General features: G+C 66.2%; 14 protein-coding genes. 3 read left to right on the top strand and 11 right to left on the bottom strand.

Annotation, left to right across the window (positions count from 1 at the left end; all coding sequences use genetic code 11):
• Window positions 1-102: 102 nt before the first annotated feature.
• Genes KQ910_RS21115 through KQ910_RS21090 form a run of 6 tightly spaced genes read right to left on the bottom strand, consistent with a single transcriptional unit; the run spans window position 103 to window position 4,877 of the window.
• A complete protein-coding gene (locus KQ910_RS21115; RefSeq protein WP_216964964.1) occupies window positions 103-699 on the bottom strand; it encodes a cob(I)yrinic acid a,c-diamide adenosyltransferase in 597 nt (198 codons plus the stop codon).
• Window positions 700-702: 3 nt separating this feature from the next.
• Window positions 703-915 carry a twin transmembrane helix small protein gene (locus KQ910_RS21110; RefSeq protein ID WP_216964963.1) on the bottom strand — a complete coding sequence of 71 codons (213 nt, stop codon included), beginning with the start codon at window positions 913-915 and terminating at the stop codon, window positions 703-705.
• A gap of 6 nt (window positions 916-921) precedes the next feature.
• On the bottom strand, window positions 922-2,349 hold the full coding sequence (locus KQ910_RS21105; protein WP_216964962.1) for a flavin monoamine oxidase family protein: 1,428 nt from the start codon (window positions 2,347-2,349) through the stop codon (window positions 922-924).
• On the bottom strand, window positions 2,346-3,002 hold the full coding sequence (locus KQ910_RS21100) for an HAD family hydrolase (protein WP_216964961.1): 657 nt from the start codon (window positions 3,000-3,002) through the stop codon (window positions 2,346-2,348). Before KQ910_RS21100 ends, KQ910_RS21105 begins: the two co-directional genes overlap by 4 nt.
• Window positions 3,003-3,014: 12 nt before the next feature.
• Window positions 3,015-3,899 carry a TauD/TfdA dioxygenase family protein gene (locus KQ910_RS21095; RefSeq protein WP_216964960.1) on the bottom strand — a complete coding sequence of 295 codons (885 nt, stop codon included), beginning with the start codon at window positions 3,897-3,899 and terminating at the stop codon, window positions 3,015-3,017.
• Window positions 3,900-3,908: 9 nt separating this feature from the next.
• Entirely contained in the window at window positions 3,909-4,877 is a 969-nt protein-coding gene (locus KQ910_RS21090) for a Bug family tripartite tricarboxylate transporter substrate binding protein (protein ID WP_216964959.1), read from the bottom strand.
• Between the two features lie 102 nt (window positions 4,878-4,979).
• Here KQ910_RS21090 and KQ910_RS21085 point away from each other — a divergent pair, with 102 nt between their 5' ends.
• Together KQ910_RS21085 and KQ910_RS21080 are read left to right on the top strand one after the other, a co-directional pair.
• Window positions 4,980-5,705 carry a helix-turn-helix domain-containing protein gene (locus KQ910_RS21085; protein ID WP_216964957.1) on the top strand — a complete coding sequence of 242 codons (726 nt, stop codon included), beginning with the start codon at window positions 4,980-4,982 and terminating at the stop codon, window positions 5,703-5,705.
• 29 nt (window positions 5,706-5,734) lie between these two features.
• Window positions 5,735-7,264: an arylsulfatase gene (locus KQ910_RS21080; RefSeq protein ID WP_216964955.1), complete on the top strand. Its 1,530-nt coding sequence runs from the start codon at window positions 5,735-5,737 to the stop codon at window positions 7,262-7,264.
• Window positions 7,265-7,300: 36 nt separating this feature from the next.
• On the opposite strand, the gene KQ910_RS21075 is transcribed toward KQ910_RS21080, so the two are convergent.
• The 3 genes from KQ910_RS21075 to KQ910_RS21065 form a co-directional block, all read right to left on the bottom strand.
• On the bottom strand, window positions 7,301-8,017 hold the full coding sequence (locus KQ910_RS21075; protein ID WP_216964953.1) for an SDR family oxidoreductase: 717 nt from the start codon (window positions 8,015-8,017) through the stop codon (window positions 7,301-7,303).
• A gap of 11 nt (window positions 8,018-8,028) precedes the next feature.
• Window positions 8,029-8,397 (bottom strand): GNAT family N-acetyltransferase, encoded by a 369-nt coding sequence (locus KQ910_RS21070; protein ID WP_216964951.1) that lies wholly within the window; start codon window positions 8,395-8,397, stop codon window positions 8,029-8,031.
• 89 nt (window positions 8,398-8,486) lie between these two features.
• A complete protein-coding gene (locus KQ910_RS21065) occupies window positions 8,487-8,789 on the bottom strand; it encodes a hypothetical protein (RefSeq protein WP_216964949.1) in 303 nt (100 codons plus the stop codon).
• A gap of 156 nt (window positions 8,790-8,945) precedes the next feature.
• Here KQ910_RS21065 and KQ910_RS21060 point away from each other — a divergent pair, with 156 nt between their 5' ends.
• Complete coding sequence (locus KQ910_RS21060; protein WP_216964947.1) at window positions 8,946-9,158, top strand: twin transmembrane helix small protein; 213 nt, start codon at window positions 8,946-8,948, stop codon at window positions 9,156-9,158.
• Window positions 9,159-9,249: 91 nt separating this feature from the next.
• Here the strand turns inward: KQ910_RS21060 and KQ910_RS21055 are convergent, their stop codons facing one another.
• Entirely contained in the window at window positions 9,250-10,884 is a 1,635-nt protein-coding gene (locus KQ910_RS21055; RefSeq protein WP_216964945.1) for an acyl-CoA dehydrogenase family protein, read from the bottom strand.
• Between the two features lie 219 nt (window positions 10,885-11,103).
• The gene (ccrA, locus tag KQ910_RS21050) at window positions 11,104-12,393 is read right to left on the bottom strand and encodes a crotonyl-CoA carboxylase/reductase (protein WP_216964943.1); all 1,290 of its coding nucleotides are present in this window, start codon (window positions 12,391-12,393) and stop codon (window positions 11,104-11,106) included.
• Window positions 12,394-12,462: the final 69 nt, after the last annotated feature.

Genomic DNA, 12,462 nt, shown 5'->3' with positions numbered 1-12,462 from the left:
TTTCGTGTAGGGGTGTTGAGCCGATCATGTCAAGGCTATGGCGCACTGCACAAAATCGCAGGGTGAAAGATTTTTCCTCTATCTTTCAACAGCTTGGGCTGATTAACGCGAACCGCCCGGCACCCAGAGCACATCTGCCGCGCCATTGTCGTTGAGCCGGCGGGCCAGGACGAACAGGTGATCGGACAGCCGATTGATGTACTTGATCGCCTCCGGATTGATCGTCTGCTCCGTCGCGAGATGGGTCATGCAGCGCTCGGCGCGGCGCGAAACGGTGCGCGCCAGATGCAACCAGGATGCGGCCTCGCTGCCGCCCGGCAGGATGAACGACTTCAGCGGTTGCAACTCGGCATTCATCGCGTCGATCTCGCGTTCGAGACGCTCGACCTGCGACGCCACCATGCGCAGCGCCGGCTCGTCGCGCTTCGTCTTGCCCTCGGGCGTGCACAGATCGGCGCCGAGATCGAACAGGTCGTTCTGGATCCGGCCCAGCATCGCATCGGCTTCGGCGAGACGCGGATCGCTGCTGCCAGCGCGCGCAATCGCGTTGCGCGCGAGACCGATCACCGAGTTGGCCTCGTCGGTCGTGCCATAGGCTTCGACGCGGATGTCGTGCTTGGGCACGCGCTCACCGCGGCCGAGCGACGTCTGCCCGGCGTCGCCGCCGCGCGTGTAGATGCGATTCAGCGTGACGGCCATCGCCTAGCTCCTGCTCGCGAAGTACCAGAGGAGGATCAGCACGACCGTGAGCAACTGCAGGCGCACGCGCCACCACATGAACTTGTTGCTGCGGCGACTGCCTTCGATGTTGGCGTCCTGGTTCCGGCTCATGTTGATGAGGCCGGCGAACAGCGTACCGAGCGTGGCGAACGCCGATAGCAGCACGAGGACGAAAAGGACGTTGGCGAGGGTCATGGGCTTTTATCCCGCATTGTGCCGGCCGGCGCCAGTACGGGCGCCGGCCCAGGGCCGCGCGTCGCGCGATGCATCGATGCCGGTGGCGAGACGGAAGATCGCCTCGGCGGTCTGCTCGGCCGACCAGAGGGCCGCGTGCACGGTCCCGTACTCGACAGGCTCGGTCGCCTCTCCCGCAAAGAAGACACGGTTGCCGAGCGGTCGCGCATGCGCGGTGCAGTCGTCGGGATCGCTGCCGACACCGGGATAGGAATAGCCGCCGCGCGACCAGGGATCGCTCAGCCAGCGCGGGAAGACCATCGCCTCGGGCTCGGGAATGTCGTCGCCGAACATCGCACGCAGCGACCTCATGGCGACGGCCGTCACCTCTGCGTCGCTGGCCTCGCGGTCGAGACGGATCGCCGTGTGGCCGTTACAGAAACTGAGAAGAATCGGCAGGCCGGTCTCCTGCAAGTGGCTGACGAAGGTGTTGAAGCCGCCGCGCTGCAGAGGGGAGTCGGGCAGCCGCCCGAACCATTTGGGCTGCTCGGGCCAGAAGCGCCGCGGAAAGCGGAGGTAGATCTTGCCCAGAGTGCCCGCGCCGTAGCCGATGCGGCCGATGGCGATGCGCTGCAGTTCCGGCGGCGCCGGATCCAGCACCGGCATGCCGGCGCGCAGCAGCCCGACCGGCACGGCGATCACCGCGCGATCGGCTTCGATGCGCTGGCCGTCCTGCAGGATCGCCGTCACACCATCGCCCCTCCAGACCACCCGCTGGACCGCGGTGCCGGAGCGGATGTCGAGGCCGGGCGCGACGTCGTCGATCAGTTGCTTGTAGCCGCCCCTGGGCTGCGCGTTGCGCTCGAGGCCTTCGGTCGGGAACCACTCCTCCGCGGCCACCGCGTCCCAGGGCGCGCTCTGCACGCCCTCGCTCATCTCCACGAACGTGGCCACGACCAGACGGTCGATTGCCGGCAGCCACGATGCGGTGAGCAACGGCTCGACGGCCTCCCGCACGGAGATCGAGCGAGGTCCGCGAACGCGCGTCATCGCCTTGCTCTTCCAGCCCGCCCATTCGATGGCGGCCTTGAAAGCCATCCGGCCCATGACCGCGCGGCGTCGCTGGCCTTCCCGCGTCGGCGAGGTCGCGCGCTTGTCGATCAGCAGACGTTCGCCCTGCGACTCGACCAGCTCGATGCCGAGTTTCCTGCACCACAGGGTGAGCGGATTGCCATCGACGCCATGCACCCAGGATCCGCCGAGATCGACCGGTGCGCCGACGCGATCGTCGGTCCAGGTCCGGCCGCCGATGCGGCCGCGGGCCTCGAGCACAGTCACGACGAATCCCGAATCGTGCAGCAGCCGTGCCGCGACCAGCCCGGCCATGCCGGCTCCCACCACGACGACGCGCTCGCCGTTGCCTCTCCCCATCGACCAGGAGCCGGTCCGGCTCATACCCGAGGCGCCCAGGCCAGCATCGGCAGCGAAGACATGGAATCGAAGGTACGGCCGCCCGCGGCGCGCAACGCGTCGGCATCTGTATGTGATGCCCCGACATAGGCCAGCGCACGCATGCCGGCGGAGCGCGCCGCCTGGATGCCGGGCAGCGAATCCTCGACCACCGTGCAATCGAAGGGCTGCTGGTCCATCTGAATGGCCGCGTGAAGGAACAGGTCGGGGAACGGCTTGCCGCGCGGCACCTGGCTCGAACTGAAGATGCGACCCTCGAAGCGAGACCAAAGGCCGGTGATGCCGAGCGTCACGCGCATCTTGTCGAGCCCGCCGGAACTGGCGACGCAGGTTGCGATGCCCGCCGCCTCGATCGCATCGATCGCCTCGACGACGCCGGGCACTGTCTGCAGAGGCGCGTCACGGAAGGCCTGCAACGTGTCGGCCTGCAGGCGGTCGACGAAATCGCCCGGCAGAGCGCGCCCCAGTTCGCCCTCGACGATCTCGACGCAGGATTTCATCGAGCGCCCCATCAGGCGGCGCATCGTCTCCTCGACCGTCCAGTCGAGTCCCTCACGTCCAAGCGCGCGGGCGAAGCAGGTGTTAGCGAGGGGTTCGCTGTCGACCAGCACCCCGTCGCAATCGAAAATGACCAGCACGCCTCAGGAGTATCAGTAAGGCTTGTCGCCTGCCACCGTGACCCGGTTGCCGCTGCGGGTGTGCGGCCAGTAGTCCCACATGGCGCGATGCTGGACGCAGCGATTGTCCCAGAAGGCGATGGAGTTCTCCTGCCAGCGGAAACGGCACTGGAAAAGCGGGTTTTCCATGTGCTCGTAGAGGTACCGCAGGATCGCATCGCTCTCGTCGCGCGGCAGGCCGACCAGCGAGCGGGTGAAGCCGCGATTGACGTAGAGCGCCTTCTTGCCGGTGACCGGATGCGTCCTCACGACCGGGTGCACGGCGCGCGGATACTCCGGCTTGTCGGCCACGTTGAAATTCTTGTAGAGGCCGCGATAGACCGACTCGCCGTCATGGACCGCCGTCAGTCCGTCGAGATAGGTCTTCATGCGGTCCGACAGCGCCTCGTAGGCGGCATACATGCTGGCAAACAGCGTGTCGCCGCCCTTGGGCGGGCACTTCTTGATGTAGAGGATGCTGCCCATCGGCGGCTCCAGATCGCAGCTCACGTCGGTGTGCCAGCCCTCGCCGTTGGCGCGCGGCGAGTCCTTGTCGGCATGAATGATCATCAGCTCGGGCTTGCCCGGTTCGCTGGGCGCCGCCGGATGGGTGTGCAGGTCGCCGAACAGGCGGCCGAAGGCCAGGTGCTGGTCCTGGCTGATGTGCTGTTCGCGGAAGAAGATCACGAGGTTCTCCGCCAGCGCGCGATGGATCTCGTCCTGCTGCCGGTTGGACAGCGGCTTGCTGAGATCGATCCCGCTGATCTCCGCGCCGAGGATCGGCGTCAGCTTGTCGAGGGTGATGGTCTCGTACGGCGCGCTCTCGTCAGCATTGTGCCGATAGCGCGGTCCGGCGTTGGCGTTCAGCGATCCAGCCATGTGTTTCTCCTACTCGACCTTGATGTTGGCGCGACGAATGATCTTGCCCCAGCGCTCCTTCTCAGCGCTGGTGAAGGCTGCGAACTCGGCCGGTCGCATGAGCTTCGGCGTTCCACCCAGCGCCGCCAGCCGCTCGATGACTTCCGGCATCTCGGACACGGTGTAGAGGTCGGCGTTGATCCGGTTGACGATCTCCGCCGGCGTTCCCCTGGGCGCATAGAACCCCGTCCAGGTCGTCAGCAGGACGTCGGGAAGGCCCGCTTCCGCTGCCGTCGGCATGGCGGGCACGGCCGCGTAGCGTTCGCTGTCGGTGACGAACAATCCCTTCAGCGCGCCGCGGTCCATCGCGATCTTGGCGTTGACCGTGTCGATCATCATGAAGGTGAGCAGCCCGCTCTGCACGTCGGGTATGGCCTGCGGGTTGCTCTTGTAGCCGACATAGACCGCGTCGACGCCCGCCGCCATCTTGTACAGTTCAGACGCTACGCGGGCGGGCAGCGCGCCGGCGCCGTAATTGTGCTTGCCGGGTTCGGCCTTCAGCTTCGCCGTCAGTTCGGCCGCCGTATTGATGGGACTGTTCCTGTCCACCAGCAACACGAAGGGCGAGGTACCCATGCGCGAGATCGGCGCGAAGTCGGCGATCGGATCGTAGGGCAGCTTGTCGTAGATCGCCGGGTTGACGACCTGGGTCATGGCCGAGGTGGCGAACAAGGTCAGGCCATCCGGCTTGGCGCGCGCGACCGATTCGGCCGCCGGAATGCCGTTGCCCCCGCCCTTGTTGTCGATCACCACGGGCTGACCCCAGAGTGCCGAGAGCCGTTCGGCATAGACGCGGGCACTGATATCGGTCGCCGCACCTGCGGGAAACGGCACCACCATCGTGACGCGGCCCGCCGGAAACTTCTGCGCTCGAACGATCGCCGGCGCCACGAATGCCGCCGTGCCCAGTCCGATTCCGAACCTTCGTCTGCCAAACATGTTTCCTCGATCTCTTCTTGGTTGAAGAGAGCGTAGCCGCTTTTGCACCGGGCCGCCGACCTTAAGTCGACAGAGTCCATATTACGGAATAGCGTCGAGGCCATGCCGATCGAGCCCATCCGCCGCAGTTTCTCGATCCTCGAAGCGCTGAGCCGGCGCCCGCACGGCACCATTGCCGTGCTGGCCGAGGAGACCGGCCTGCCAAGGCCGACCGTGGCGCGCCTGCTCAATACGCTGGTCGAGCTGGGATATGCCACCCAGGTCTCGCGCCTGATGGGCTATCGCCTCACCGACCGCGTGCTGGGCCTCGCGCAGGGCATTCGCTTCATCGATCACTTCGTCGATGTCGCCGCGCCGCACATGCACCGCTTCACGCAGGAGCACGGCTGGCCGCTCTATCTGGGCTCGATCAGTCATCGCGCGATCACCATCCGCTACTCGACCGCGGCGGAGAGCCCGCTGTCGTTCGAGCGCACGGCCCTGCAGCGTCGCAGCCCGATCCTGTCCGGCGCACTCGGCCGCGCCTGGCTCGCCTTCTCTACCGAAGAGGAACGCCGTGCCATCCTGCGCGACCTCGGCGTACGCTACGATGCCAAGCTCGCGGCCGCCTTCGCCCGTATCCGGCGCGACGGATACGCCTTCGCGGTCCTGCCACGACCGGGGCGGTTGCAAGGCATCGCCGTCGCGATCCGCAAGAACGATCGGGTGATGGGTTGTATCTCGATGCGCTTCGTTCGCTCCGCGATGAACGAAGCCGAAGCCGGTGCGCGATTCGGCGCACCGCTCAATGCGCTCGCACGCGCAATCGCCACGGACGCCACAAGCTAGTAGCTTGCAGCCAAACGAAGAGAGGAAACATGACGAGCTTCGACGCCATTGCCACGCAGACCGTCCGCAAGGCGGCCCATCTCGAGCCCGGCTTCGTACACAAGGCCGACATCGAGGCGGCGGCACGCAAGCTCGCGGCGCGCAAGAAGAAGCCGAACATCCTGATCTACCTGATGGACGATGTCGGCTGGGGCGATTTAGGCTGCTACGGCGGCGGCGTTGCGGTCGGTGCGCCGACTCCCAACTTCGACAAGATCGCGCGCGGCGGCCTGCAGCTCACGTCCTGCTATTCGGAACCCTCCTGCTCGCCCTCGCGCGCAACGCTCCACACTGGCCGCGTACCCAACCGCCACGGCCTGCATCGTCCGCCGATGTACGGCGAACCGGGCGGCCTGCAGGGCGAGATCACCCTCCCCATGCTGCTCGGCCAGGCCGGCTACACGACCCAGGCCGTCGGCAAGTGGCATCTCGGCGAGAATGTCGAAAGCCAGCCGCAGCACGTCGGCTACGATGATTTCTACGGCTTCCTTTCCGTGTCCGACATGTACACCGAATGGCGCGACCCGCATTTCTTCCCCGAGATCGTCTACTCGGCCGCGCGCACCGAGTGGATCAAGAACATGCCGTTCAACCGCTGCTTCGTGCACGCGAAGAAGGGCGAGGAACTGACCAACGTCGAGGAGGTCACGATTCCAGTCCTCTCGGAACTCGACGAGAAGTGGTGCAAGTATTCCGAGGCGTTCATCGAGAAGCAGGCCAAGTCGGACAAGCCCTGGCTTCTCTATCACTGCACGCGCGGCGCGCACTTCGACAATTATCCGAGCGAGAAGTTCCTCGGCAAATCGCCGGCAAAGCATCCCTACAAGGACACGCTGCTCGAGCTGGACGAGATCATGGGCCGCCTCGTCGAGGCGCTGCGCAAGTCGGGCCAGCTCGAGGACACGCTGATCTTCATCTCGTCCGACAACGGCCCGCACATGGAGACCTGGCCGGACGCCGCCTTCACGCCGTTCCGTTGCGCCAAGGGCTCGACCTGGGAAGGCGGCGTGCGCGTCCCCGGCCTGATGTACTGGCCGGGCACCATCGAGGCCGGCCGCCAGAGCGACGGGCTGTTCGACTTCAACGACATCGTGCCGACCGCACTCGGCCTCGCCGGCGCCTCGGACCTGCTGCCATCCGACCGCTACATCGACGGTGTCGACCAGAGCTCGTTCCTGCTGGCGCCCGACGGCCTCTCCAACCGCAAGTATCACTATTACTGGCTGAGCCAGACCTTCTCCGGCCTGCGCTGCGGCGAATACAAGATGGTCCTGTCGGCCACGAGCGACAACGCGACGGACGCGTTCGGCACCGGCGGCTTCACCGGCGTGCTGGAGCGTTACGCCTATCCGAAGCTGTTCAACCTCTATCTGGACCCGAAAGAGCAGCACAACTACCTGACGCGCAAGCTCGCCTACGTCGAGGCCTTCCAGCTCGGCATGCGCGGCCATCTCGGCACCTTCAAGAAGTTCCCGGCCAAGAAGGTCATGGGCATCAACGTGGCGGACAAGCGCGAATAGGAAGCAGGCCCGGACCCGGCCCGCTCCAGCGGGCCGTTACCAGGGGACCGGCTTGCCGAGGTGATCGAAGAAGCTGCCGCTACTGCCGGGACGCAGGCCGTCGATCGTGTCGAGCAGACGCTCTGCCGCCTGCTCGGCCGTCTGCACGTCGAGGCCCGCCTTGACGAACGGCGCCGAGAGAGATGTCGCCACCGTCCCGGGATGGAGCGCGACGCAGAGCGCGGCCGGCTGGCGCCGGCCAAGCTCGATGGAAGCCGTGCGGACGAACTGGTTCAGCGCCGCCTTCGAGGCGCGGTAGCTGTACCAGCCGCCCAGCCGGTTATCGCCGATGCTGCCGACCCTGGCCGACAATGTAGCGAACACCGAACGGCCCTGGCGCGGCAGCAGGGGCAGAAAGTGCTTCATCAACAGGGCCGGGCCGATGGCATTCACGGCGAACGCCCTGGCCATGTGCGCCGCGTCGAGGTCGCGCCAACTCTTCTCCGGTGACAGCCCATCGCCATGCAGGAGTCCGCTGGCATCGATGATCAGGCGCACGTCTGCCCCGAGTCCGGAGACATGGCGAGCGGCGCCGGCAATGCTGTCTTCGTCCGTCAGATCGAGCGGCGGTGAGCTGGCCCGTCCCAGACCCAGCACGGTGCGGAAACGGGACTGCGTGCAAAGGCGTCCGTACAACGCCCCGCCGATTCCACCCGACGAACCCACGACGATGGCGATGCCGCCGGCGGGGAGTGCATCGGACTCGTCGTTCATGGAGTGCGGGTTCATGTCCGGGATGTCGAGCGACCGTGGCCCGTCACCGCGTCCGATCTCTTTCCCGTCTCGGCGTGCCCAGCGCTCGCGAAGGCAGCGATAGCCTCGCCGGATCGCTTCGGCCCGGTTCCGCGATCTCGGCTGTAGGCTTCCACAACCTTGCGCCCCAGCGGGCTCAAGGGCGGCTTGAAGAAGAGCGTCATGCCCAAACGCTCCTCTACGAGATCGAGCATCCTCCGGGCATAGCCGCGCCGCCGGAAGGGCGGACCGACGAAGAGATATTCGATCTCCCCGGAAGCGTCGTACCGACAGTAGGCGATGGTCGTGTTCGCATCGGTGATCGTGATGATCCCGTCTGCGTGATGGGTTCGGGCCTGCATCTCAGGCCTCTCTGCGAACACTCGAACAAAGCTGCGACATCAGGCGACGACGATGCCACGGGTCGACATGTTCGCGGGTATGCCCCGCGCTACCCGCCCCAGACATCGTCATAGCGGGCGGTGCCGTCCTTCAGGGGGAAATGGCGGTAGGTGCGATAGGCGGAAGTCATTGAGGCCTGCCGGAAGACGAGCCCCGTGATGATCACGCCGGCCGCGACGAGGACATGGAACACGATCAGTTCGCCGTACCAGATCCATGCGCCCGCGCTGAAGCAGAAGATGTTGGTCCACATGACGCTGAGGAACAGCATGAGCTGGAATCGCTGGGCCGCCGGCAGCGTTCGAAGCGGGTTGACGCTGGAGTCCATGACGGCGCGATAAAGGGAACTCATTTTCTGATCCTTGTGTACATGTAAACCAGTACGCGTCGGGAGCAGCGACGGATCACGCATGCGACATGGCAGCCTCTGCCAGGGGCAGTACTTGCCGCCGCCCCCTCGCACGACCAACTGACGGACAACCGACCGCCGTGTCGGTCTGGAGCCCTCATGACACTGGCAAACTTCCTCTTCGTGCTCGTCCTCGTTTCCGCATTTGCAACTCTGGTAGTCCTGTTCGCCGGGGTGCTCTCGATGGGGCGCGACGAAGCCGACGCGACGGCCGGCGCAAGCCGCAGCAACCGCCTGATGGCGTGGCGCGTCCGGTTGCAGTTGATCACCGTCCTGCTGATACCGCTTTGGTATCTGGCCAGCCGCGCCTGAGCTGATGCTCAGGCTGCGCCCGCGGTTCGGTTAGCGTTCAAGTTCAGGTCGCGCCCCGGGTCAAACGTCCAGGCGCGGAGCGCGGGGGTGCCTAGTTGCGCCCCTCGATCAGGCCGCGACAGACGACCTGCGCCTGGATCTCGGCCGCGCCCTCGAAGATGTTGAGGATGCGCGCGTCGCACAGCACGCGACTGACGGGATACTCCATCGCATAGCCGTTGCCGCCGTGGATCTGCAGCGCGTTGTCGGCATTGCTCCAGGCGACGCGCGCCGCCAGCAGCTTGGCCATGCCCGCCTCGATGTCGCAGCGCCGGTCGGAATCCTTCTCGCGCGCGGCGAAATAGGTGAGCTGGCGGGCGATCATGGTCTCGACCGCCATCCACGCGATCTTCCCGGCGACGCGCGGGAACGCATAGAGCGGCTTGGCGAACTGGATGCGCTCCCTGGCATAGCGCAGGCCGAGTTCGAGCGCGTTCTGCGCCACGCCGACGGCGCGGGCCGCCGTCTGGATGCGGGCGCTCTCGAAGGTCGCCATGAGCTGCTTGAAGCCCTGCCCCTCCTTCTCGCCCAGCAGGTTGGCGGCCGGCACCTCGAATCCGTCGAAGCCGATCTCGTATTCCTTCATGCCGCGATAGCCCAGCACCTTGATCTCGCCGCCGCTCATGCCCTGTGCCGGGAACGGCTCGGCGTCGGTGCCGCGCGGCTTCTCGGCCAGGAACATCGACAGGCCTTGGTAGCCGGGTTTGGAGGCATCGCTGCGCGCCAGCAACGTCATGATGTCGGCGCGGGCGGCGTGGGTGATCCAGGTCTTGTTGCCGTTGATCCTGTAGGTATCCCCCTCGCGCACCGCGCGCGTGCGCAGGCTCGCAAGATCGGAACCGGTGTTGGGCTCGGTGAACACCGCCGTCGGCAGCAGCTCGCCCGACGCGATGCGCGACAGGTATTTCTTCTTCTGCGCCTCGGTGCCGCCGGACCGGATCAGTTCGGCGGCGATCTCCGAGCGCGTGCCCAGCGAGCCGACGCCGATATAGCCGCGCGACAGCTCCTCGGTGACGACGCACATCGCGAGCTTGCCCATGCCGAGCCCACCCCACTCCTCGGGCACGGTAAGGCCGAACACGCCGAGATCGGCCATCTGCTGCACCACCGGCAGCGGGATCAGCTCGTCGCGCAGATGCCATCCGTGGGCATGCGGCGCGACCTCGGTGTCGACGAAGCGCCGGAACTGGCGGCGCACTTCCTCCAGCGACTCGTCGCCCAGTTCGAGCGAGCCGAAACCGCCCGTTTCCAGACCGTCGGCGATCAGCTCGGCGATACGGCCGCGCACCGCCGGCGTGTTGGCGGCGATCAGCTTCGCGACGGCGGGGGTTTCCAGCACGGCTCCGTCAAGACCGAGATCGCCCGGCCGCACGATCTCCACCTGGCTGATCGCGATGCCGCCCTTGAGCTGCGCGAGATACTCGCCGAACGCCGACTGGAGAATGAGCTTCTCCAGTTCGCCGCCCGCCCCCGCTTCGGCCCAGCGCCGCATCTGGCGCAGCGCCGCCACATAGGTGGCAATCCAGGCATAACCGTGCGCGGCGAACTGCTCGCGCTCCAGCAGCTTCGGATCGACCTTGCCCTCGGGTGCCACGAGTGCGCGCACGGCTTCGCGCGCCGCGGTTTCATGGCGATCGGCCGCGCCCTCGGCTTCAGCGCACAGGGAAAGAAGGTCGTTCAGCAGCAAGGCTCATCTCCAGTCAGGAACTCCTCTCCGCCACGAAGTGGGAGAGAGGAAGGGGCCCATTGCGCAGCAATGGGAAGGTGAAGTGGTGGATCGTTCAGCAGCGGCGAGCAGGTGGGCACTCGAGGCCCCACCTCACCCTCCCCGCGCTCCGCGCGGGTCCCCTCCCTCTCCTCCCGTTTCGCGGGCGGAGAGGGCGCAATTGCGGGGGAGGAAGGTTCGTCAGTCGTCCAGCGCGTCCTCAAGGGTGCGCAGGCCTGGGCGCTTGGCGGAAACAAGCACGGCCATGTTTCCGGGCTTGTGCTGGTTCTTCCACATCTTGGTGTGGGCCTTGGGAATGTCGGCCCATTCGAAGACTTCGCTCATGCACGGATCGATGCGGCGTTCGATCACCAGCTGGTTGGCCTGGCTGGCTTGCAGCAGGTTGGCGAAGTGGCTCCCCTGGATACGCTTCTGGCGCATCCACACGAAGCGCGCGTCCATGGTCAGGTTGAAGCCCGTCGTCCCGGCGCAGAACACCACCATGCCGCCGCGCTTCACGATGAAGCAGGAGACCGGGAAGGTCTGCTCGCCGGGATGCTCGAACACGAAGTCGACGTCGTTGCCCTTGCCGGTGTGCTCCCAGATCGCCCCGCCGAACTTGCGGCACTTCTTCATGTATTCGGCGTAACCCGCCTGGTCGTCGACGTCGGGGAGCTGGCCCCAGCAGTCGAAATCGTTGCGGTTGATGACGCCGCGCGCGCCCAGCGACATCACGAAGTCCTTCTTCGACGGATCGGAGATCACGCCGATCGCGTTGGCGCCGGCCGTGGCGATGAGCTGGATCGCCATCGAGCCGAGGCCGCCCGCGGCACCCCACACCAGCACGTTGTGGCCGGGCCGCAGGATGTGCGGGCGATGGCCGAACAGCATGCGATAGGCCGTGGCGAGGGTAAGCGTGTAGGAGGCGCTCTCCTCCCAGCTGAGATGCTGCGGGCGCTTCATCAGCTGGCGCGCCTGCACCTTGCAGAACTGCGCGAACGAGCCGTCCGGCGTCTCGTAGCCCCAGATGCGCTGGCTGGTGGAGAACATCGGATCGCCGCCGTTGCACTCCTCGTCGTCGCCATCGTCCTGGTTACAGTGGATGACGACCTCGTCACCGACCTTCCAGCGCTTCACCTTGGCGCCGACCGCCCAGACGATGCCCGAGGCATCGGAGCCCGCGATGTGGAACGGCTGCTTGTGGACGTCGAACGGCGAGATCGGCAGGCCGAGACCCGCCCAGATGCCGTTGTAGTTCACGCCCGCCGCCATCACGAGAACGAGCACCTCGTCCTCACCGATCGCGTGCGTGGGCACCACTTCGAGCTGCATGGACTGCTCGGGCGGACCGTGGCGGTCGCGCCGGATGACCCAAGCGTACATGTTCTTCGGCACATGCCCGAGCGGCGGAATCTCACCAACCTCGTAGAGATCCTTCTTCGGCTGGTTGGCCGTGGGATGGGGGCGAGCCGCGAAAGCGACGACGGACATGGCAAATCCTCCTGCGTTGCAGCGAAACTATTGCTGCGAACGCGAGAGTGCAATGCACAAAATACGATT

Origin of the sequence: Reyranella humidisoli (assembly GCF_019039055.1) — a bacterium.
Lineage (GTDB): Bacteria > Pseudomonadota > Alphaproteobacteria > Reyranellales > Reyranellaceae > Reyranella > Reyranella humidisoli.
The sequence above is the reverse complement of the archived record's forward strand: the minus strand, read 5'-3'. Positions and strand labels throughout refer to the sequence as shown.